Below are 22,384 nucleotides of genomic sequence, written 5' to 3'. Positions count from 1 at the left end.
TGTGACTTCGGATTCGGCAGGCCTGCGGTTCGTCAAGGGACACGGCACCCAGAACGATTTCGTCGTGCTCTCGGACCCGGCCGCGGAGCTGGATCTCGAGGCGACCTTCGTCGCCGCGCTCTGCGATCGGCAGCGCGGCATCGGCGCCGACGGGCTGCTGCGCGTGGCCCGTTCCGGCGCTCTCGTCGAGAGCGGCGTCCTCGACGCCCTGCCCGAGGGCGTGACCCCCGACGACTGGTTCATGGACTACCGCAACGCCGACGGCTCGATCGCCGAGATGTGCGGCAACGGCGTCCGCGTCTTCGCGCACTACGTCCGTTCCCGGGGACTCGTCGACGCCGACACGTTCACCGTGGGCTCCCGCGCCGGGGCGCGCCCGGTGACCATCCACTCCTTCGACGACACGAGCGCCGAGGTGACCGTCGAGATGGGCGTCGCGCGTCTGGAGGGAGGTTCGGTGGTGCGCATCGGCGGCGACGCGTACAAGGGAGCCAAGGTCGACGTCGGCAACCCGCATCTGGCATGTGTGGTCGACGGCCTCACCCCCGAGGGCCTCGCCGCGGTCGATTTCTCTGCGGGCGTAATCATCGATCACGGGGACTTCCCGCAGGGTGCCAACGTCGAGCTGCTCACGCCGCCGGCGGAGGACACCGACGGCGGCCTGTACGCCCGGATGCGGGTGTTCGAACGAGGCGTGGGGGAGACCCGCAGCTGCGGAACGGGCCTGGTCGCGGCCACGCGCGCAGCCCTGGAAGCCCGCGGGCAGGCCACCGGCGAGCTGCGCATCGGGATTCCCGGCGGCGAGGTCACCGTGGCCATCCGCGAGGACGGATCGACGCTGCGCGGGCCGTCGAAGCTCGTCGCCGACGGGGTCCTGCGGGCCGGCTGGGACCGCTGAGCTCGATATTCAGGTGCTCACCGCACACCGGGCGTGAGACCATGGATTCCGTATGACCGAATCATCAGCACAGATCCTCTCCGACTCCGACCTCGACGACCGTCCCGGTGACATCCACCGCGATGACGACCCGACCGTCGGTGAACTCCAACTCTCCGAGCGCGCCTCACTGCAGCGCGTCGCCGGACTCTCCACCGAACTCACCGACGTCACCGAGGTCGAGTACCGGCAGCTCCGCCTCGAGAAGGTGGTCCTGGTCGGGGTCTGGACCGAGGGCACCGCGGCGTCGGCGAAGGCGAACATGGCCGAGCTCGCGGCCCTCGCCGAGACCGCCGGCTCCCAGGTCCTCGACGCGGTGATCCAGCGCCGGTCGAAACCCGATCCCGCGACCTACATCGGATCCGGCAAGGCCGACGAGCTGCGTGAGATCGTGCTCTCCAGCGGCGCCGACACCGTCATCTGCGACGGTGAGCTCACGCCTGCGCAGCTGACCGCGCTGGAGAAGGTCGTCAAGGTCAAGGTGATCGACCGGACCGCGCTGATCCTCGACATCTTCGCCCAGCACGCCTCGTCCCGGGAGGGCAAGGCGCAGGTCTCGCTCGCGCAGATGGAGTACATGCTCCCGCGCCTGCGCGGCTGGGGCGAATCGATGTCCCGGCAGGCCGGCGGCCGCGCCGGCAGCAACGGCGGTGTGGGCCTTCGCGGACCCGGCGAGACGAAGATCGAGACCGACCGCCGCCGCATCCGCGAACGGATGGCCAAGCTGCGCCGCGAGATCCGCGACATGAAGAAGGCCCGCACCACCAAGCGGGCAGCGCGCAACCGGTCGACGATCCCGTCGATCACGGTCGCCGGCTACACCAACGCGGGCAAGTCGAGCCTGGTGAACGCGATGACCGGCGCCGGTGTGCTCGTCCAGGACGCGCTGTTCGCGACCCTGGATCCCACCACGCGCCGCGCGACCCTCGACGACGGCCGCGCGGTGGTCTTCACCGACACCGTCGGGTTCGTGCGGCACCTGCCGACCCAGCTGGTCGAGGCGTTCCGCTCGACCCTCGAGGAGGTCGTCGACGCCGACCTGCTGCTGCACGTGGTCGACGGTTCCGACCCGTTCCCGATGGACCAGATCTCCGCGGTCCGTCAGGTCGTCAACGAGATCGTCGCCGAGGAGGGCGTCGAGCCGCCGCCGGAACTGCTGGTGATCAACAAGATCGACGCGATCGACGGCAACCGGCTCACCGAGGTGCGCGGCGCGGTCGGCGCCGACGCGGTGTTCGTCTCGGCCCGTACCGGCGAGGGCCTGCCCGAGCTGTTCGACCGCATCCGCGAATTCGTCGGACGCAGCGACGTGGAACTAACGATCTGCGTGCCGTTCTCGCGCGGGGACCTCGTCTCCCGCGTGCACTCCGAGGGTGAGGTGCTGGACTCCGAGCACACCGAGACCGGAACCACGATGACGGTCCGGGTCCCCGCGTCGCTGGCGGGTGAGCTGGCCCCGTTGCGGGTCTAGCCTCCGTCCTCAGTCCGCGTCGAGATCGGTCTCGATGAGCTCGACGACCTTGTCGAGCGCGGCCTGATCGTCGGCGGTCACCACGACCCTGGTGCCCTTCTCGGCGCCGAGGGTCATGATCATCAGCGCAGAGCCCGCATCGACCGGCTCGGAGCCCTCGAGGGCGAGGGTCACGGTGCTACCGGTGCCGGTGACGGCCTCGGCGATGATCGTGGCCGGACGCGCGTGCAGACCGATCGCGGACGCGACGGTGGCGATGGTGCTGGGCATGGTGCCTCCTGTATGGGGTCGTTCTGTGCGGGGTCTTTGTGTGGGTCGTTGTACGGTCGTGTCGTCGGGGTTCTGTGGGGGCTGTTCGTGGCGGATCGTTCGGTGCGGATCGTTCGGTGCGGATCGTCCGGCGCGGATCGTCCGGCGCGGACCGGGCGCGCGGGTCGACCTTCAGACTGCCAGGGCCTGCACGTCGGCCCGGGTGAGCTCACGGGTCCGGCCGAACTGCTTCGCCGCGATCACCACGATCGCGCTGAGCAGGGTTCCGGCGGCCAGGGCGACGAGGAACAGCACCCAGTTGTTCATGGCGAAGAAGACGAAGATGCCGCCGTGCGGGGCGCGCAACTCCACACCGAAGGCCATGATGAGCGCACCGGAGAGCGCGCCACCGGCCATCATCGACGGGATGACCCGGAACGGGTCGACCGCGGCGAACGGGATGGCGCCCTCGGAGATGAACGACGCGCCGAGGAGCCAGGCGGCCTTGCCGTTCTCGCGCTCGGGCTCGGTGAACAGGCCCGGTCGCAGCACCGTGGCCAGTGCCAGTGCGAGCGGCGGGACCATACCGGCGCACATGACCGCGGCCATGATCTGGAACTGCGCGGGACCTGCGGTCGCGGCGTCGGCGATACCGGCGGTGGCGAACAGGTAGGCGGTCTTGTTGACCGGCCCGCCCAGGTCGAAGCACATCATCAGGCCGAGCACGATGCCCAACACGATCGCCGACCCACCGGACATCGACTCCAGCCCGGAGTTCATCTGCTCGGTCAGCCACGCAAGAGGCTTGCCGAGCACCATGTAGAGCAGACCGCCGACGACGATGCTGCCGAACAGCGGGATCACCACAACCGGCATCAGCCCTCGCGACCATTGCGGTACCGGCAATCGCGAGATCCACAGGCACACCGCGCCGGCGATGAGACCGCCGATCAGCGCGCCGATGAAGCTCGCGCCGACCGCCAGGGACACGATGCCCGCGACGAAACCCGGAGCGATACCGGGCCGGTCGGCGATGGCGAACGAGATGTACCCGGCGAGGACCGGGACCGCCAGACCCATCACCCCCGAGCCGATCGCGAAGCTCACCGCGCCGAGGTACTGCAGGAGACCGCCGGACGGCAGATCCCAGAGGCTGTTGTTGAGCGCGATGTAGGCCGCGTCGTCGAGTGAACCACCGGCGTCGAGCGTGGTGTTGGCGATCTCGTAGCCGGCCAGCAGGAAGCCGAGGGCGATCAGCAGACCTCCGGCCGCGACGAACGGGATCATGTAGCTGACACCGGTCATCAGCGCCTGCCGGGTTCGGGCCGCGAGACCCGTGCCGCCGGCCGTGGCGGGCGCATCCACCCCCGACACTTCACCGCCCCCCTCGACGACGCGTGCCGCGTTCGGATTCCTTGCCGCTGCAACGGCTTCCGCGATCATGGCGTCGGGCTCGTTGATCGCCCGCTTCACGCCGGAGGAGATGACCGGCTTGCCGTGGAAGCGGCCGCGATCCTTCACCCCGATGTCGGTGGCGAAGATGATCGCGTCCGCGGCGTCGATCTGCGCCGGGTCGAACGGCGTGGTCGCCGACGATCCCTGCGTCTCGACAGCGAGTTCGACGCCCGCGCGCTCGGCCGCGTACTTGAGCGCGTCGGCCGCCATGTAGGTGTGCGCGATCCCGGTGGGACATGCGGTGATCGCGAGGAGGCGCGGCCTGGTGGCCTCCTCGGGCGCCGCGGCGGACACCGTCGGCGTGGGAGACTCCTCCGGAGCCCTCGCGGGGGTCTTCTCCGGGGTCTTCTGCAGGGCCTCGTCGGGCGCCTTGTCCGGGGTGGTCTTCTTCGACGCGCCGGGATCGGTCGCCTCGGTCACCAGCTCGATGACCCGTTCGGCCGTCTCCGCCTCCCGCAGTGCTGCGACGAACTCCGGCCGCACCAGCGCACGGGCCAGCGAACTCAGCAGCTTCATGTGCTCGGCGGCGCCGCCCTCGGGTGCCGCGATGAGGAAGACGAGATCGGCGGGGCCGTCGGGGGCGCCGAAGTCGACCTTCCGGGACAGCCTCGCCATCGCGAGACCCGCCGCTGTCACCGACGCGGTGCGCGCATGCGGGATCGCGATGCCGCCGGGAAGCCCGGTGGCGGACTTGGCCTCCCGCTCGAGCGCCGCGCGGGCCAGGTCGGCAGGGTCGGTCGTCCGCCCGGCCGCGCCGAGCGCATCGCTGAGGGCGGTGATGACGGCGGCGGGATCGGCGCCGGCGTCGACGTCGAGACTCACCGTCTGCGCGGTGATGATTCGCTCGGTCATGACATGTCCTTCGCGGGGGATGGGGTGGGGCTGCAGAACTCGGTCACGGTGACCCCGGCCGGGTTCAGCTGGTCGGGCGTCGGGGATGCGGTGCCGGCGAGTGCGGCGGCCGCCGACCCGTAGGCGACGGCGTGACGCAGGCAGTCGGGCGCCGGCGCTCCGGATGATTGTGCGATGAGGTATCCGGCGAGCGAGGAGTCCCCGGCACCGACCGTGCTGCGCGGCGTGACCGGCGGCGGGGTGGCGATCCAGGTGCCGGCCCGGGTGACCAGTACGGCGCCACGGGCGCCGAGGGTGGCCAGGACGTTCCCGCCGATCTGCTCGACCAGTGTCGACGCGGCATCCACCACGGGCCCGAGATCATTGCGCGACAACGCCGCTCGGAACACGGCCGGATCGGTGCCGGTGAGCTCGGCGAGTTCGTCCTCGTTCGGCTTGATCAGGTCGAGTCGGCCGGCGGCCGCGGCGCGCAACGGTTCGCCGGAGGTGTCGACGGCGACGCGGCACCCTGCGGTCATCAGCGCGTCGGCGATGCGGCGATACCAGTCGTGCGGCACGCCCGGTGGCAGTGAACCGCAGAGGGTGACCCAGGCCGCGCCCTCGGCGTGGGTTCGGATCAGCGTGGTGAGCTCGTCGAGCTGTTCCGGCGTGAGCGGTACACCGGGGGCGTTCACCTTGGTGGTCGTGCCGTCGGACTCGGCGATGGTGACGTTCGAACGCACCTCGTCGTCGACGGAAACCGCGTCGTATGGGAGCCCGAGGTCGTCGAGGGCGGCGAGCAGCGGGTCGCCGGGACGCGCGGGGAGTAGCGCACGGGTCGCCAGCCCCGCCGTCGCGACGGTGCGGGACACATTGACTCCCTTGCCGCCCGGCTGCGCCCGGACGACTCCCGCGCGCTGGACCTCGCCGCGACGCAGGGGCCCGCCGAGCTCGAGAGTGCGGTCGAGGCTCGGATTGGCGGTGACGGTCAGGATCACGCGATCACGACCTCGACGCCGCGTGCGGACAGCGCGGCCGAGAACTGCGGGTCGATCCCGGAATCTGTGACGAGGACGTCGATGTCGTCGACGGTCGCGAACCCGGAGAGCTCCTCGCGGCCCATCTTCGAGCTGTCGGCGAGCACGATGACCCGCTGTGCCGCGGCGACCATCGCGGACTTCACCGCCGCCTCGTCGGGGTCCGGAGTGGATAGTCCGTGCGCTTCGGTGAGGCCGTTGGTGCCGACGAACGCGGTGGTGATCCGCATCCGGGACAGTGCGGCCACGGTCTGCGCGCCCACGGTCGCCTGGGTCAGGCCGCGCACGCGGCCCCCGAGTGCGTGCAGGCCGTCGACGTGGCGGGCGGCGAGCAGGCCGGCGATGGGCAGGCTGTTGGTGATGAGGGTCAGTGTGCGATCGCGGGGCAGTGCCTCGGCCGCGCGATAGGTCGTGGTGCCGGCGTCGAACAGGACCGATCCGCCGTCGGGTGGGAGAAAGGACATCGCGGCACGACCGATCGCGGCCTTCTCCTCGGTCTGGGCGGTCTCCCGCTCGGCGACGCCGAGTTCTGCGACGACACGCATCACCTCGGGGCGGACGGCCCCGCCGTGCACGCGCTGCACGTGTCCCGCCTTCTCGAGAACCGCGAGGTCGCGACGAACGGTCTCGCTGGTCACATCGAACTTCGCGGCGAGCTCGGCCACCGATGCCCGGCCCGCGACGCGAACCTCGTCGGCGATGGCCTGTTGTCTCTCCTCGGCGTACACGCTGCTCCGATCTGATGTGGGATCGTGTTGGTTTCGGTGTTGATGTGATTCTGTTTACGCTTGTTTGTGTTGACAAGTCAAGGCGTTTTTGTAAGCGTGGTCACATGACGCAGACGCTGACAGGCACCCCGGTCGTCGGTGGCGTGGCCTACGGCCCCGCGCTCTGGCCGGGGGTGCGGCCCGATCACTCCGCCGAGGCGCTCGGTTCGACCAGCGAGGTGCCGGAGGATCGTCGAGCGGACGAGGTCAAACGGTTCGCCCGCGCCGCAGCTGTCGTGGCCGCACGCCTGCGTGACCGGGCGTCACAGAACACCGGCGCGGCCGCCGAGGTGCTCGCCGCGACGGCAGCGCTCGCAGAGGACCGCGGCTGGGTCGGTGCGGCGACGAAGCTCGTCGAGAAGGGGGTGAGCGCACCGGCGGCGGCCGCGGCCGCAACCGAACAGTTCGCCGCGGTGTTCAGCAGGATGGGCGGCCTGATGGCCGAACGCGTCACCGACCTCAACGACGTCCGCGACCGCGTCGTCGCCGAACTTCTCGGCCTGCCGGAGCCCGGCGTCCCGACGCCGGACGTCCCGTCGGTGCTGCTCGCCGATGATCTCGCGCCCGCCGACACCGCGGGTCTCGACCCCGCCACGACCATCGCGCTGGTGACCCGTCTCGGCGGCCCCACCAGTCACACCGCGATCATCGCGCGCCAGCTCGGGATCCCGTGTGTCGTCGCCGTGCCCGGACTCGGCGCGATCGACGTGGGCACACCGGTTCTCGTCGACGGGACCGCGGGAGAGGTCGTCGTCGCCCCCGACGCCGCGGAGGCGCAGGAGAGGGTCACGGCACATCGACGTCGCGCCGCGCGGATCGCGGGCTGGACCGGACCCGGCCGCACCGCCGACGGCGTCGAGGTCGCCGTCCTGGCCAACGTCGCAGACGGCGCGTCGGCCCGCGCCGCGACGGCGCATCCCGTCGAAGGGGTGGGCCTGTTCCGCACCGAACTAGCCTTTCTCGGACGCGCCGACGAGCCGTCGGTCGACGACCAGGCCGCCATCTACCGCGAGGTCTTCGACGCGTTCGCCGGCCGGAAGGTGGTCGTGCGCACCCTCGACGCAGGCTCGGACAAGCCGCTGCGGTTCGTCGACCACCCGGACGAGGCCAACCCGGCCCTCGGTGTGCGCGGTGATCGGATCGCGTTGGCGCACCCGGAGATCCGTGAACGCCAGCTCGACGCGATAGCACAGGCGGCGCGGGAGACCGGGAGCCGGCCGTGGGTGATGGCGCCGATGATCGCCTCGCCGGCCGAGGCCGCGGCCTTCGCGGCGCGGGTACGCGCGCGCGACCTCGTCGCCGGGGTCATGGTCGAGGTGCCCGCCGCGGCGATCCTCGCGCCCGCGATCCTCGCCGAGGTCGACTTCGTGTCGATCGGCACCAATGACCTCACGCAGTACACGATGGCCGCCGACCGGATGTCGGCCGACCTCTCCGCCCTCACCGACCCGTGGCAACCCGCGGTACTGCACCTCGTCGCGGCGGTCGCGAAAGCCGGTCGCGCCCTGGGTAAACCGGTGGGCGTCTGCGGCGAGGCGGCGGCCGACCCGGCTCTGGCGTGCGTCCTGGTGGGTCTCGGCGTCACCTCGCTGTCGAGTGCCCCGGCCGCGTCCGCGGCCGTCGGCGCCGCACTCGGCGAGGTCACTCTCACCGCATGTGAGAACGCGGCGGCCGCTGCGCTGGCCACCACCGATCCGGCTGCGGCCCGCGCGGCGGCCGCCGCGGTGCTCGGAAGTGAACCCGAGGGTGTCAGATCCGCCGGATGACGGTGACGACCTTGCCCAGGATGACGGCGTCGTCACCGGGGATCGGGTCGAACAACTCGTTGTGCGGCATCAGCCACACATGACCCTTCTGGCGCTTGAACGTCTTGACCGTGGCCTCGCCGTCGATCATCGCGGCCACGATGTCGCCGTTGTCGGCCACGTTCTGCTGACGGACCACGACCCAGTCGCCATCGCAGATCGCCGCGTCGATCATCGACTCGCCGACGACCTTCAGCAGGAACAGCGAGCCCTCGCCGACGAGCTCACGGGGGAGTGGGAACACGTCCTCGACGGCCTCCTCGGCGAGGATCGGGCCGCCGGCGGCGATCCGGCCGAGGACCGGCACGAAGGTGGGCTCGGGGAGCGGCTCGCCGGTCGGCGACGTCGGCGTCGGCGGCTCGTTCGGGGCGATGTTCACCGCGCGCGGGCGGTTGGCGTCGCGCTTGAGGAGCCCCTTGCGCTCGAGGGTGCGCAGCTGATGCGCCACCGACGAGGTGGACGTGAGGCCGACCGCGTCGCCGATCTCCCGGATGCTCGGTGGGTAGCCACGCTCGCGCACCGACTTGCGGATCACCTCGAGCACACCCCGCTGCCGCGGCGTGAGGGAGGCCTCTGCCGCCGCGATGTCCTCGGGGCGGACGGGGTCGTCGGCGCCCCGCGGTGGAGTGCGCTTTCCGCCGTCGTCGCTCATGGTCGGGTTCCTCTCGATTCCGAACGTGCTGGTAGATGGCTTGACCGAGGTCGAGCGTAGCCCACGAAACCGACAGCATCAAACATTTGTTCGACGTGTCGCGAGACATTGTCGGGGGCGCGTGGTAGAAATCGAACATCAGTTCATCGAACAGATGATCGATGTTCGAACACCGGCGTTCGGGCTCGAACATCGCGTTCGACCGACCAACCGGAGGGCACCATGCGCACCGCGACTCTCATCGACCCGAGGCGTGTCGACCCGAGGCGTGTCGACCCCGTGCGGATCGCTCCTGATCGTCAGTCCGTCCCGCCCCGGCGGGCGAATCCCCATCGCCGTCCGGGCGACAACCGGCCCGTCGACAACCGTCCGCTGCCTGAGTCGGCGGCGTACGGCCCGCGGATCTCCTCGACCCGCTGCGCGTCGCCGGTCGGCACCCGCGGTCGGGGGCCCCTCGCCGCGCCCCGCGTCGAGGTCGCCCCGGCATCCACGATCCGGCGTCGCCGCCGCACCGCGGCGGCGATCCTCGCCGGCGTGGGCCTTGCCCTTTCGGTGTGGGTCCTGTCGGTCGTCGGCCAGAACTACGCCGCCTCGGTCACCCCGCCGACGGTGGGCACCGAGGTCGTCCACGTCCGCTCGGGTGACTCGCTGAACACCATCGCCGCCCGCGTCGCGCCCGACCTGCCCCGCGAGGCCGTCGTCGAGGACATCGTCCGACTGAACGACCTGCCGTCGACTGGTCTGCGGGTCGGTCAGCCACTCCTGGCCCCCAGGTACTCATAGGCCCGGCGGTATCCTCGATGTCACTGGGATCGGCCGAGACACGGCCCGGCGCGGCGACCGTCCGTGCGGAGAGATCCCGCGACCCGCGTGAGGATACGATGCGCTGCCCCTTCTGCAAGAACGACGACACCAAGGTCATCGACTCACGTGTCGCTGACGAGGGACAGGCCATTCGCCGGCGTCGCTCCTGCGTCGCATGCGGTCGCCGCTTCTCGACCGTGGAGAGCGCGGTGCTCGCCGTCGTCAAGCGCAACGGCGTCACCGAGCCGTTCAGCCGCGAGAAGGTCATGCGCGGAGTGCGGCGCGCCTGCCAGGGACGCGACGTCGCCGAGGACGCACTGGCACAACTCGCGCAGCAGGTCGAGGACACGGTCCGTGCCAGCGGTTCGGCCGAGATCCCCAGCAACGAGGTCGGCCTCGCGATCCTCGGTCCCCTCCGCGATCTCGACGAGGTCGCCTACCTTCGCTTCGCCTCGGTGTACCGGTCCTTCGACTCGATCGAGGACTTCCAGCGCGAGATCGACGAGCTGCGCGCGGCCAAGGCGGTCGGCGAGGCCGCCAGGGAATCAGCCGAGTCGGTCCAGAGTTCGTAGGACCCGCTTCTCCGACACCGGGTAGGCGGTGCCGAGTCGCTCGGCGAACAATCCCACCCGGAGCTCCTCCACGAGCCACTGGGCCTCCTCGTTGACGAGGTCCCGACGATGCTCGGGGACCTGCGCGAGCCGCTGCGCCCAGCGTTCGGTGACGCGGTCCACCACGGCCACACCCGCCTGATCACGCGCCGCGGCCGCCGGCAGCGCCTCGAGACGCGCCTGCGCCGCCGCCAGATAGCGCGGCACGTGCTGCAGATGCCTGCGCGGGGTGGCGACCACAAACCCGTCGAACACCAGATTGTCGAGTTGTTCGGCGACGTCGTCGGCCGCGACCGAACCGGCATGCCGGTCGATCGCCGCCCGCACTGGCGCGACATGACGCAGGATCTCCACCGCCAGATCGAAATATGCGGGCGCCGCCTCGGCGATGCGGGGTCGGACACGCTCGGCGAGCGCCCGGAATGCCTCCGGTGAACGGACTCCGGTGATCGTGGCGGCATCGAGCTCCTCGACGGTGTCCCGGATCGAGCGTCGCGTGCAATCGGCGAGCAGCGCGTCGAGGTCGGGATACGGGCTCTGGCTGAGCGCGAGCCGGTCGGTGGCCGCCAGCGACCCGGCGATACGGCGCTGCAACGGCGGGACGGCGAGGTCGAGCAGCGCGACGATTCCCCTGCGCAGCAACCGCTCCCGCGTCTGCTCGGATGCGGCATCCACCACGACGACACCGCGGGAACGGCCGGTGTCGTCGGTGACGGCGTCGATGGCCGGGTACCGGGTGAGTTTCTGCCCGGCGACGTCGACGGTCCGCGCCACCGGCAACGTGCCGATGCCGTCGGCGGTCCATTCGCGGTAGAGCGTCTTCTTCACCGTCTTGGGGGCGGCGGACCTGGTCGAGCGTTGCAGTTCGGCGAGCGAATCGGACCGGGCGACGATGGTCCCGCGGGCGTCGACGACGGCGAAATGCATGCGCAGATGGGTCGGGATGCGGTCGGTGTCGAAATCGGCCGGGGTGACCGCCATCCCGGTGATCGCCGACAGCTCGCGCGCCAGCCCGACGACGAGTGGTTCGCTGCGCGGCGTGAGGCGGCCGAGCGCGAGGTCGGCGAACTGCTGCGCCGGCGACATCGACTTGCGCAGCCGCTTGGGCAGCGATTTCACCAGTGCCGTCGCCAGCTCCGACCGCATGCCGGGCACCGACCAGTCGAATCCGGCAGGCCGGATGTGGGGGAGCAGGGCCTGCGGGATGACGACGGTGACGCCGTCGTCGGGCGCGCCCGGCTCGAAGCGGTAGCGCAGCTCGAGGCGCGTGTCACCCTGTTGCCATGCGCCCGGGTAGTCGGTGGGTGCGACCGCGGTGGTCGACGCCACGTCCTCCGGGGTGAGGTCGAGTAGCGCGGGGTTCTTACGACGGGCCTTCTTCCACCAGGTGTCGAAGTGGCGGGTGGAGGTGACCTCGGGGCCGATGCGCTTGTCGTAGAACTCGAAGAGCTGGTCCTCGGTGATGACGAGGCCGCGGGTGCGGGTGCGGTTCTCGATGTCCGACGCGGCTTCGAGGAGGGCGCGGTTGCGTTGGAAGAACGGATGATTCGTCTTCCAGTCGCCCTCGACGAGCGCGTGCCGGATGAACAGCTCGCGCGCGACCACCGGGTCGACCGGGCCGTAGTCGACGCGCCGGCGCGCGACGAGCGTCACCCCGTAGAGTGTGACGCGTTCGTACGCCATCGCGGCGCCGCGCTTGGAAGACCAGTGGGGTTCGCTGTAGGTGCGTTTGACCAGGTCGCCGGCGAGCTTCTCGGCCCACAGCGGATCGATCCCGGCCACGGTGTGCGCGAACAGCCGTGACGTCTCGAGGATCTCGGCGGCCATGATGAACGCCGGCGGCTTCTTCGACAGCGGCGAGGCCGGGAAGATCATCAGCGTCGTGTTGCGCGGGCCGGTGTACTCGCGACCCTCGGTGTTGCGGGCCGCGATGTTCGACAGCAGGCCCGACAAGATGGCGCGATGCACGGCGTCGGGATCGACCTCTCCGAGTTCGTCGCCGGGCCGGCCGACCTGCCAGTCGAGATCCCTGACGATGTCGGTCAGCTGGCGGTGCAGGTCCTGCCACTCCCGGAGGCGCAGGTAGTGCAGGAACTCGCGCTCGCAGAGCTTGCGGAACTGGTTGTTGGACAGTTCTCTCCGCTTCTCGCCGAGGTAGCGCCACAATTCGATGTAGCTCAGGAAGTCCGACGCCGGGACGTCGAAGCGGCGGTGCAGGGCGTCGGCGGCCTCGCGATGATCGGCGGGACGCTCGCGCGGGTCGGGCAGGCTCATCGCCGACGCGATGACGAGAAGATGGTCGAGACAACCGTTCTCGCGTCCCTCGATGAGCATGCGGGCGATGCGCGGATCGACCGGGATGCGCGACATCGTGCGGCCGATCGCGGTGAGGCGTGGGGGAGCGCCATCGCGGCCCGGGGTGATGGCACCGAGTTCGGTCAGCACCGCCATGCCGTCGCGGATGGCGCGTTCGTCGGGCGCCTGCACGAACGGGAAGTCCGCGATCTCACCGAGCCTCAGCGCGGTCATCTGCAGGATGACGGCGGCGAGGTTGGTGCGCAGGATCTCCGGGTCGGTGAAGGCCGGGCGCGACTCGAAATCGGCCTCGCTGTAGAGCCGGATGCACACACCGGGCGCCACGCGGCCGCATCGGCCGGCTCGCTGGCGGGCGCTGGCCTGCGAGATCGGTTCGATGGGAAGGCGGTTGACCTTGGTGCGCATCGAATACCGGCTGATGCGCGCGGTCCCGGTGTCGATGACGTAGCGGATGCCGGGCACGGTGACCGACGTCTCGGCGACGTTGGTGGCCAGCACGATCCGCCGTCCGTCCGACGGTGCGAACACCTTCTGCTGGTCGGCGATCGACAGGCGCGCATACAGCGGCACGATCTCGGCGCCGCCCCGGCGACCGCCCATCGTGCGGCGCTTGAGGGCGTCGGCGGTCTCGCGGATGTCGCGTTCGGTGGGCAGGAACACCAGGATGTCGCCGCGCTCGTGCGCCCACAGCTCGTCGATGGCGGCGTCGATGCCCTGGATCTGGTCGAGGTCGGCGTGCTCGCCGCCGCCGTCGTCGTCGCCCGCGTCGGGGCGTTCGGACAGGCTGAGCGGCCGGTAGCGGATCTCCACCGGGTAGGTGCGCCCGGACACCTCGATGACCGGCACCGAACTCTCCGGCGTGCTGAAATGCCGTGCGAACCGGGCGGGTTCGATGGTCGCCGAGGTGATGATCACCTTGAGGTCCGGGCGCTGCGGCAGCAGGCGGCGCAGGTAGCCGAGGATGAAGTCGATGTTCAGGCTGCGCTCGTGCGCCTCGTCGATGATGAGGGTGTCGTAACGGCGCAGCATCGGGTCGGTGGCGATCTCGCGCAGCAGGATGCCGTCGGTCATGACGCGCACGAGTGTGTCGGCGCCGGACCGGTCGGTGAACCGCACCGAATAGCCGACCGCGTCACCGAGTTCGGTCCCGGTCTCGTCGGCGATGCGCTTGGCCACCGAGCTGGCCGCGATGCGGCGGGGCTGGGTGTGGCCGATGGTGCCGAGGATGCCGCGGCCGAGTTCGAGGCAGATCTTGGGCAGCTGGGTGGTCTTGCCGGAACCGGTCTCGCCGGCCACGACCACGACCTGGTGGTCGCGGATGGCCTCGGCGATCTCCTCACGGGCCGCCGAGACCGGCAGCTCGTCGGGGAAGCGCAGCTCGGGCACCGTCGCCCGCCGCCGCGCCACGCGCTGCTGCGCCTTGAACACGTCGTCGACGAGCCGCGCCCACTTCTCCTGTTCGGGGTCGCGGCCGAGCTGGTCGACACGGCGCCGCAGGCGGTGCGCGTCGGCGATCCCCACCTCGCGCAGCGACCGCAGCACCTCCGAACGGGACGGCGAGAGATCTGGGGAATGAACCGGCATGATGTTCCCAGGATATGGGGCGCTCCGCGCACCTCCCACCTCGCCCGGCATCATGATGGGCATGTCTGACACTGTGGGTGCACTCTGGCACGGCTTCGCCGACATGGGGGCGGTGACCGCCAACGGCCGCTTCGTCGTGACCAGGGGCGAGGGAACCCGGATCTACGACGGCGACGGCAACGAATACCTCGACGCGACCGCCGGCCTGTGGTTCACCAACGTCGGTCACGGACGCACCGAGATCGCCGAGGCGGTGGCGCGTCAGCTGTCGTCGATCGCGCACTACTCGAACTTCGGGGACATCGCCTCCGACGTGACGGTGCAGCTCGCCGGCGAGCTCGCCGAGATCGCACCCGTGCCCGGCTCGAAGATCTTCTTCACCTCCGGCGGCAGCGACTCGATCGACACCGCGGTCAAGCTGGCGCGGCGGTTCTGGATGGAGCAGGGCAAGCCGGGCAAGCGGATCGTCGTCAGCCGGACCAAGGCCTACCACGGCATGCACGCGGCGGGTACGTCGCTGGCGGGCATCCCGCTCAACCACGACGGTTACGGCGAACTGATGCACGACGTGCAGAACGTCGACTGGGACGACGCCAAGAGCCTGCTGGGACTCGTCGAGCGGGTCGGCGCCGACAACATCGCCGCGTTCTTCTGCGAGCCGATCATCGGCGCCGGTGGCATCTACCTGCCGCCGGAGGGTTACCTCGCCGAGGTCCGTGCGATCTGCCGCGACCACGACATCCTGTTCGTCGCCGACGAGGTGGTCACCGGATTCGGCCGCATCGGCGGCCAGGCGTGGTTCGCCTCGTCGCGCTTCGACCTGCAGCCGGACATGATCACCACCGCCAAGGGCCTCACGTCCGGCTATGTGCCGATGGGCGCGGTGTTCGTCGCGCCGCGAGTCGCCGAGCCGTTCTTCGACGGCGGAGTGTGGTTCCGCCACGGCTACACCTACGGCGGTCACGCCGGCGCCGCGGCCGCGGCCCTCGCCAACCTGGAGATCATCCGCCGAGAGGGGTTGCTCGCGGAGGCGACGCGCCTCGAGGCCGACCTGGCGACCGCGCTCGCGCCGCTGGCCGAGCTGGACTCGGTCGCCGAGGTGCGCACCGGTCTCGGCGCGGTGACCGCGGTGCAGCTCGCCGACCCGGCGACCGCCCCCGCGATGGTGCTGCGGCTGCGCGAGCACGGGGTGAGCACCCGAGCCGCCGGCCAGGGCGCACTGCAGGTCTCGCCGGCGTTCGTCATGACCACCGAGGAGACGCGCGAGCTCGCCGACCGGATGCGTGCGGCCCTGAGTTGAACCGGCCCTGAGTTGAACCGGCCCTGAGCTGAACCGGATCCGGGCCGAACCCGGGAACGGCTGAATTCATCGACAACGAAGCCCGGCTCCTGCGGGGAGCCGGGCTTCGTCGTCTGTGATGCGCTGTGCCGCGACGCGCCGATCAGGCGTTCGCGAGCACCTCGGTGGTGGCGACGGCCTGGGCGACGCCGGCCACGATCGAGGCGACCTTGAGGGCCTCGAGGATGGCCTCACGCTCGACGCCGGCCTCACGCAGGGTGTTTTCGTGAGCAGCGACGCAGTGGCCGCAGCCGTTGATCGACGACACGGCGAACGACCACAGCTCGAAGAGAGCCTTGTCCACGCCCGGGTTGCCGATGATGTTCATCCGCAGGCCCGGACGCAGGTCGTCGTACTTGCCGTCGAGGAAGCCGCGACCACGGTAGAACACGTTGTTCATGCCCATGATCGACGCAGCGCCGAGTGCGGCGTTGTAGGCCTCGGCCGACAGGGTGTCGGCGGCTTCGTCGGCGATCTCGCTGAGCACCTTGGCGTTCTTGGTGGCGGCAGCGGTCGACAGCAGGGTGCCCCACAGCTGCTCCTCGTTCAGCGCGGTGGTGCGGCTGATCGAGCCGAGGTTGAGCTTGAGGTCCTTCGCGTACTCGGGAAGGGCTTCCTTCAGGTTGTCGATGCTCATCGGGTCTCCTCTCAGACGCCGGCCGACATGAGCTCGCCGGCGTTGATGGTCGGGTCGCCCTTCTTCCAGTTGCAGGCGCAGAGCTCGTCGGACTGCAGGGCGTCGAGGACGCGCAGGACCTCGTCGACGTTGCGGCCCACCGAGCCGGCGGTGACCGACACGAACTGGATCTCGTTGTTCGGGTCGACGATGAAGGTGGCGCGATCGGCGACACCGTCGGCGTTCAGGACGCCGCAGGCGGTGGCGAGCTCACGCTTGATGTCGCTCAGCATCGGGAAGGGGAGGGTCTTGAGGTCCTCGTGCTGTGCACGCCACTGGAAGTGGACGAACTCGTTGTCCACCGATGCGCCGAGGACGACGGCGTCGCGGTCCTCGAACTCGTCGTTCAGCTTGCCGAAAGTGGCGATCTCGGTCGGGCACACGAAGGTGAAGTCCTTCGGCCAGAAGAAGACGATGCGCCACTTGCCCGGGTGATCGTCCGAGGTGACGGTGGTGAAGTAGTCGTCGGGCTGCTGGGCGTTGACCTTGCTGAGGTCGCCGCCGATGACGGCGGTGAGGTTGTATGCGGGGAACTGGTCACCGATGGTGAGCAGGGCCATGTATCGCTCCTTCAGCTGTGTTGTGTACCTGGGTTGCACGCGAAATGGTTTCGCGGCGTACCCGTACCATCGTGCCGGATTCGGGCCGAAAACGAAACGTGATGATTAGCACTACACTGATAACCATGCCCGATAAAACCTATCAGCCCACCCTCGCCGGTCTGCGCGCCTTCGTGGCCCTCGCGCAACGGCGACACTTCGGGGCTGCGGCGGCCGACCTCGGCGTCAGCCAACCCTCTCTGTCACAGGCCATCTCCGCGCTGGAGAACGGGCTGGGCGTCGCGCTGGTGGAACGTACGACCCGCCGGGTCCACCTGACCCCCGACGGCGCCGAACTCCTGCCCCGGGCGATCGCCGCGGTCGAGGCGGTCGACGAGTTCACCGCGGCCGCGGCCGGGACCGGGGACCCGCTGCACGGGTCGATCCGGTTGGGCGTCATCCCGACGGTCGCGCCCTACGTGCTGCCGACCGTGCTGCGCGGACTCTCGGAGAAGCTGCCGGACCTGCGGCCGCGCGTCGTCGAGGAACAGACCGCGCGGCTCGTCGAGCAGTTGCGCGGCGGCACCCTCGACGTCGCGCTGCTTGCGCTCCCGCTCGACGAGCCCGGCATCGTCGAGGTCCCGCTCTACCGTGAGGATTTCGTGCTCGCGCTCCCGGCGGGGCATCAGCTGGCCGGCCGGAAGCGGCTCGACCCCAGCGCGCTCGCCGACCTGCCGCTGCTGCTGCTCGACGAGGGCCACTGCCTGCGCGACCAAGCGCTCGAGGTGTGTGCGCTGGCCGGGGTCCGCCCCGACCTCGGGCAGACCCGGGCGGCGTCGCTGACCACCGCGGTGCACTGCGTCGTCGGCGGGCTCGGGGTGACCCTCATCCCGCAGACGGCGGTCGCCTCGGAGACCGCGTCGGGCGACCTGGCGATCGCGACGTTCGCCTCGCCGCGACCGGGACGCCGGATCGGGCTGGTGTTCCGCGGTTCCGCACGGCACGAGTCGGCCTACCGGGAACTCGCGGGGCTCATCGGCGAGCTGGTGGCAGCGACCGGGGCGGTGCAGCCGATCTAGGTCGGCAGGGGTCTACCCGGTCGCCTCGGCCTGCGTCAGGGCCTCCCACTCGTCGACGAGGCTCGAGTCGACCTCGCGCACCATGGTGCCGAGATCGGTGACGATCCGCTCGATCTCCGGCGTCACGGCGCTCGTCGGAACACCCTGGCGCAGAACGCGGTAGCAGTCGGACAGGTACCGCAGTACCACTCCCTCGCTGCGGGCCAGGCCGTAGGCGGAGATCAGTTCGGTGAAGGTCATCGCCTTCTCGAGCATCTCGCGCAGCACCGACTTGGGGGACGGCGGGAACGACGACACCCACGGGTGGCCGCGCCGGTAGATGTCGAAGGCGGCGAAGATCTCGTCGCGCAGCGGTTGCGGCCAGGTGATCTCCTCCAGCCGAGCCATCCGCTCCTCGTACTCGATGCCGTCGGCCTTCATCTCGGCGATCGCCGCGTCGCGCGCGGCCTTGCGCTGCGCGATCAGCAGCGGCCGCGGATCCTCGAGCGTCGATTCCAGGATCGACACGACATCCAGCGCGTACGTGGGGGATTCGGGGTCGAGGATCTCGAACGCGGCCAGCGCGAACGCCGACAGCGGGTTGGTGAGCGCGAAGTTCTCCGGCATGTCGACGCTGAGCGCGATGTGCCGGCCGGTCTCGTCGGGGGTGTCGAGCTGGACCACGATCCCGGCATCGCGCAGACCGCGGTACAGCTCGATGGTGTGCTTGATGTGCCGCAGCTGCCGATCCCGCGGCTCGTGGTTGTCCTCGAGCAGATGTCGCACCGCGGCGAAGCAGTCCCCGGGGCGGGACAGGACCTCGAGCAGCATCGCGGTGGTCATCTGGAAGTGGGAGCGCAACGGTTCGTCCGGTGCGTCGACGAGCTGGGTGAACGTCTTCTCACCCCACGAGACGAATCCCTCGGGAGGCTTGCGCCGCACGATCTTCCGGAGCTTCTTCGGGTCGTCGCCGGCCTTGGCGACGGCGCGAGCGTTCTCCACGTCGTGCTCGGGGGCCTGGGCGACCACGTAACCGACGGTGTCGAAGCCGGCGCGTCCGGCGCGCCCGGCGATCTGGTGGAACTCGCGGGCCCGCAGGCGGCGCACCCGCCGGCCGTCGTACTTGCTCAGCGCTGCGAACAGCACAGTCCGGATCGGCACGTTGATGCCCACCCCGAGGGTGTCGGTGCCGGCGATCACCTTCAGCAGGCCCTGCTGCGCGAGGCGTTCGACGAGACGGCGGTAGCGGGGGAGCATCCCGGCGTGGTGGACACCGATGCCCGAGCGCAGCAGCTTGCTCAGGGTGTTGCCGAATCCGGTGGAGAACCGGAAGTCGCCGATGGCCTCGGCGATCGCCGCCTTCTCCTCCTTGGAGCAGATCTTCACGCTCAGGAGCGCCTGGGCGCGTTCGACGGCCGCGGCCTGGGTGAAGTGCACGACGTACACCGGCGCGCGACCGCGTTCCACGAGGTCGGCGATCGTCTCGTGGATCGGCGTCATCGCGTAGTCGTACTCGAGCGGCACCGGGCGCTGGGCGCCGGTGATCTCCACCGTCTGCCGGCCGGTCCGGCGGGTGAGGTCGTCGACGAAGAACGACACGTCGCCGAGCGTCGCCGACATCAGCAGGAACTGGGTTCTCGGCAGCTCGATGAGCGGGACCTGCCACGCCCATCCGCGGTCGGGGTCGCCGTAGTAGTGGAACTCGTCGGCGACGAGGGTTCCGATGTCGCTGTCCGGGCCGTCGGCGAGTGCCAGGTTGGCCACGATCTCGGCGGTCGCGCAGACGATCGGGGCATCGGGGTTCACCGAGGCGTCGCCGGTCAGCAGGCCGACCTGGTCGGCGCCGAACATGCCGCACAGCTCGAAGAACTTCTCGCTCACGAGCGCCTTGATCGGGGCCGTGTAGAAGGCCCGCTCACCGCGGCAGCGGGCGAAGTACAGCGCGCCGGCGGCCACGAGCGACTTCCCCGAGCCGGTCGGGGTGGCCAGGATCACGTGGCTGCCGGCGAGCAGCTCGAGCAGCGATTCCTCCTGGTGCTCGTAGAGTTCGATGCCGCGCCGCGTCCACCAGCCGGTGTACCGCTCGAGTGCCAGGTCCTCGTCGTCGACGGGAACGAGCCCGGTCGAGGTCGTGGTGGTCAGATCGGCGATTGGGGTCCCTCGTCTCCGGGTTCGGGGCCGTTGCGGTCGTCGGCGGGGCGGTCATCAGGCCGGTTCCCGGGATCGAAACCGCCCAGGCCGTTCTCGCCGCCACCGGCGGTGTGTTCGGCCAGGAAGCGTTCGAGCTCGGCGCCGAGCTCCTCGCCGCTCGGCAGCGACTCCTCGGCGGCGAGCAGCGAGGCACGTTCCTCGGCCGCCTGGGTGTAGGCGTCGTACTGGTTCTCCAGGGCGACGACGACCTGCTCGACCTCCGCGTTCCCCTTGACCTCGAGGTCGACCTGCGCGCGGACCTTCTCCGCCGCGGCCTCCAGCGCGGCGAGTGGCAGCTCGAGCCCGGTGAGCTCGGAGACCGCGCCGAGCAGCCGCGCCGACGCGGCCGGGTAGTTGGTCTGCGCCAGGTAGTGGGGGACGTGGACCGACAGGCCCGACGCCCGATAACCGGCCTGACCCATCCGCAGTTCCAGCAGCATCGATGCGCTGGCCGGCAGCTTCATCGCCGATCCCCAGCGCGGCAGGTCGCCGAGCGAGTCGGGATCGGTGCCGTGCGCGGTGATCGACGGCGGACGCGTGTGCGGCACCGCCATCGGGATCGCGTTGAGTCCGATCACATCGGTGACGCCGAAGCGATCCGACAACTTGCGCACCGCGTCGACGAACTGCTCCCAGCGCAGATCGGGCTCGGCGCCGGCGAGCAGCAGGAATCCGCGCCCCGCGGTGTCGCGGATCGCGTGCAGGGTCAGCGACGGCATGTCGACGTCGGTGAAGGTCTCGCCGCTGAAGGTGATGGTCGGGCGGCGCGACCGGTAGTCCATCAGCTCATCGGACGAGAAGGTCGCCACCAGTTCGGACTCGAGGCTCTGGCGCAGGTGGGCGGCCGAGAGCGCGACCGCGTGGCCGGCGTCGGCGAAGCCCTCCAGGGCATGGATCAACACCGGGCCGGTGCCATCGGTGCGGCTCACCTGCGGAGCGGGAAAGGCGAGCTCGTACAGCGCGCCGTCGCGCGCCGGATTCTCGTCCACGTCGTCCCTCCTCATACGTTTCATGCACATCGACGTCGGTTGCCGGACGTCGCCGATCACATCGTCTGTCCCATTGTCTCGCACCGTCGGCGCGGTCGAGCACGGGTGGGTGTTCGTGTCGGTTCAACGAGCGCGGGCGCCAGGTGATTCCCCGGCCCGGACGGCGCGATTTCGTCGCAGACCGATTCGGTGTGGTGTGTCAACGGCGTGGTCGTCCGATCGCGATGGCACAGTAGTGCGTTGTGACCCCGGCAACCGCTCACCGCCCCGCATCCGCCGCGCGCCGCGCGCCCGTGCTCCTGCTGGCCGCCGCCTGCGCCGTCCTCGCCGGCGGGGTGCTGTCGGCGTGCTCGGTCATCGGCGACGCGCAGCCGGCCGACGCCGACCTGTCGTCGCGGTCGGTGCAGGCATCGGACTTCCCGTCCGGGTCCGGCAGCCGAATCCCGCCGCAGGCGGTCGAGAACGCGCTCGCCGACATCACCGGCGCCGCGGTGGCCGCGCAGGCGGACGACACGGGCTTCGACCCGGCCGACTGTGCCCCCGCATCGGTGCCGGCCGACGGGGCGGTGGCGTTCCTGGGCCATGGCAGCGTGGATCGCTCCACGCTGACGACGGTCGTCGCCCACGTCGACACCCCGCTGTCGGAGGTGGTCGATCAGGCGCGGCGCTGCGCCGACTTCACGCGCACCACGTTCGGGGCCTCGTCGACCGTCACCACCGAGGTCCTGCCCGCGCCCCCGGCGCCCGACGGGGTCGAGACCGCGACAATCGAGCGCACCATCGTCACCGGCGGCGGCGCCCCCGTCACGACCAGCACCCTCACCCTGATCGGGGAACGCGACGGAATCCGCGTCTACGCCGAATACCGTTGGCCCGGAGACGCTCCCGTATCGCCGGAGGACTCGGCAGCGCTCGACGAGCTCTTCACCAAGGCACTCGCCGCCGCCTTCGGCTGAGCCTGGCCGGCCGGCGCGGCATCTGCTGGATGTCGCGTGCATCTGTGGATCACTCGGATCGATTGTCCACAGCACTCGCCGCGCACCGTCGAGGGGACGCGGACGCGCCGATGCTTCT

At 70.4% G+C, this 22,384-nt stretch carries 18 protein-coding genes; 8 read left to right on the top strand and 10 right to left on the bottom strand.

Translation table 11 applies throughout. The annotated features are described in order from the left end of the window. Nucleotide 1 precedes the first annotated feature (1 nt). Complete coding sequence (gene dapF, locus ABFT43_RS12275) at nt 2-898, top strand: diaminopimelate epimerase (protein ID WP_347960617.1); 897 nt, start codon at nt 2-4, stop codon at nt 896-898. A 52-nt stretch (nt 899-950) separates the two neighbouring features. Beyond that, entirely contained in the window at nt 951-2,408 is a 1,458-nt protein-coding gene (gene hflX, locus ABFT43_RS12270) for a GTPase HflX (RefSeq protein WP_347960616.1), read from the top strand. A gap of 9 nt (nt 2,409-2,417) precedes the next feature. Here hflX and ABFT43_RS12265 read toward each other — a convergent pair whose 3' ends face one another. The 4 genes from ABFT43_RS12265 to ABFT43_RS12250 all read right to left on the bottom strand — a co-directional run bounded on the left by ABFT43_RS12265 (nt 2,418) and on the right by ABFT43_RS12250 (nt 6,708). Further along, nucleotides 2,418-2,678: an HPr family phosphocarrier protein gene (locus tag ABFT43_RS12265; protein ID WP_109237786.1), complete on the bottom strand. Its 261-nt coding sequence runs from the start codon at nt 2,676-2,678 to the stop codon at nt 2,418-2,420. A gap of 171 nt (nt 2,679-2,849) precedes the next feature. After that, nucleotides 2,850-4,964, bottom strand: a complete 2,115-nt coding sequence (locus ABFT43_RS12260) for a PTS fructose transporter subunit IIABC (RefSeq protein WP_347960615.1) — start codon at nt 4,962-4,964, stop codon at nt 2,850-2,852. Continuing rightward, nucleotides 4,961-5,941, bottom strand: a complete 981-nt coding sequence (pfkB, locus tag ABFT43_RS12255) for a 1-phosphofructokinase (protein ID WP_109237788.1) — start codon at nt 5,939-5,941, stop codon at nt 4,961-4,963. Before pfkB ends, ABFT43_RS12260 begins: the two co-directional genes overlap by 4 nt. Then, entirely contained in the window at nt 5,938-6,708 is a 771-nt protein-coding gene (locus ABFT43_RS12250; protein WP_222112547.1) for a DeoR/GlpR family DNA-binding transcription regulator, read from the bottom strand. The genes pfkB and ABFT43_RS12250 overlap by 4 nt, the downstream gene beginning before the upstream one ends. A gap of 104 nt (nt 6,709-6,812) precedes the next feature. On the opposite strand from ABFT43_RS12250, the gene ABFT43_RS12245 reads away from it, so the two are divergent. After that, nucleotides 6,813-8,513: a putative PEP-binding protein gene (locus ABFT43_RS12245; RefSeq protein ID WP_347960614.1), complete on the top strand. Its 1,701-nt coding sequence runs from the start codon at nt 6,813-6,815 to the stop codon at nt 8,511-8,513. Here ABFT43_RS12245 and lexA read toward each other — a convergent pair. Beyond that, nucleotides 8,497-9,204: a transcriptional repressor LexA gene (gene lexA / locus ABFT43_RS12240; protein WP_347960613.1), complete on the bottom strand. Its 708-nt coding sequence runs from the start codon at nt 9,202-9,204 to the stop codon at nt 8,497-8,499. The two genes, ABFT43_RS12245 and lexA, sit on opposite strands and share 17 nt — an antisense overlap. A gap of 222 nt (nt 9,205-9,426) precedes the next feature. On the opposite strand from lexA, the gene ABFT43_RS12235 reads away from it, so the two are divergent. Together ABFT43_RS12235 and nrdR are read left to right on the top strand one after the other, a co-directional pair. After that, entirely contained in the window at nt 9,427-9,987 is a 561-nt protein-coding gene (locus ABFT43_RS12235) for a LysM peptidoglycan-binding domain-containing protein (protein WP_347960612.1), read from the top strand. 98 nt (nt 9,988-10,085) lie between these two features. Continuing rightward, complete coding sequence (gene nrdR / locus ABFT43_RS12230; protein WP_347960611.1) at nt 10,086-10,580, top strand: transcriptional regulator NrdR; 495 nt, start codon at nt 10,086-10,088, stop codon at nt 10,578-10,580. On the opposite strand, the gene hrpA is transcribed toward nrdR, so the two are convergent. Further along, a complete protein-coding gene (hrpA, locus tag ABFT43_RS12225) occupies nt 10,554-14,519 on the bottom strand; it encodes an ATP-dependent RNA helicase HrpA (protein ID WP_347960610.1) in 3,966 nt (1,321 codons plus the stop codon). The genes nrdR and hrpA overlap by 27 nt on opposite strands. Before the next feature lie 61 nt (nt 14,520-14,580). Here hrpA and ABFT43_RS12220 point away from each other — a divergent pair, with 61 nt between their 5' ends. Continuing rightward, the gene (locus tag ABFT43_RS12220) at nt 14,581-15,819 is read left to right on the top strand and encodes an aminotransferase family protein (RefSeq protein WP_347960609.1); all 1,239 of its coding nucleotides are present in this window, start codon (nt 14,581-14,583) and stop codon (nt 15,817-15,819) included. Nucleotides 15,820-15,961: 142 nt separating this feature from the next. Here ABFT43_RS12220 and ABFT43_RS12215 read toward each other — a convergent pair whose 3' ends face one another. Together ABFT43_RS12215 and ABFT43_RS12210 are read right to left on the bottom strand one after the other, a co-directional pair. Beyond that, on the bottom strand, nt 15,962-16,495 hold the full coding sequence (locus tag ABFT43_RS12215) for an alkyl hydroperoxide reductase (RefSeq protein WP_347960608.1): 534 nt from the start codon (nt 16,493-16,495) through the stop codon (nt 15,962-15,964). An 11-nt stretch (nt 16,496-16,506) separates the two neighbouring features. Beyond that, a complete protein-coding gene (locus tag ABFT43_RS12210; RefSeq protein ID WP_347960607.1) occupies nt 16,507-17,094 on the bottom strand; it encodes a peroxiredoxin in 588 nt (195 codons plus the stop codon). Nucleotides 17,095-17,219: 125 nt separating this feature from the next. Here ABFT43_RS12210 and ABFT43_RS12205 point away from each other — a divergent pair, with 125 nt between their 5' ends. Then, nucleotides 17,220-18,152, top strand: coding sequence for a hydrogen peroxide-inducible genes activator (locus ABFT43_RS12205; protein WP_347960606.1), 933 nt, complete (start codon nt 17,220-17,222; stop codon nt 18,150-18,152). A gap of 12 nt (nt 18,153-18,164) precedes the next feature. On the opposite strand, the gene ABFT43_RS12200 is transcribed toward ABFT43_RS12205, so the two are convergent. Beyond that, entirely contained in the window at nt 18,165-20,273 is a 2,109-nt protein-coding gene (locus ABFT43_RS12200) for a DEAD/DEAH box helicase (protein WP_347960728.1), read from the bottom strand. Next, nucleotides 20,270-21,310: a PAC2 family protein gene (locus ABFT43_RS12195; RefSeq protein ID WP_347960605.1), complete on the bottom strand. Its 1,041-nt coding sequence runs from the start codon at nt 21,308-21,310 to the stop codon at nt 20,270-20,272. Before ABFT43_RS12195 ends, ABFT43_RS12200 begins: the two co-directional genes overlap by 4 nt. Nucleotides 21,311-21,603: 293 nt before the next feature. Here ABFT43_RS12195 and ABFT43_RS12190 point away from each other — a divergent pair, with 293 nt between their 5' ends. Beyond that, nucleotides 21,604-22,266, top strand: a complete 663-nt coding sequence (locus ABFT43_RS12190; RefSeq protein WP_347960727.1) for a hypothetical protein — start codon at nt 21,604-21,606, stop codon at nt 22,264-22,266. Nucleotides 22,267-22,384 lie beyond the last annotated feature (118 nt).

Origin of the sequence: Gordonia aurantiaca, assembly GCF_039939235.1 — a bacterium.
Lineage (GTDB): Bacteria > Actinomycetota > Actinomycetes > Mycobacteriales > Mycobacteriaceae > Gordonia.
Note: the sequence above shows the minus strand (reverse complement) of the source record. Positions and strands in the feature narration are given on the sequence as shown.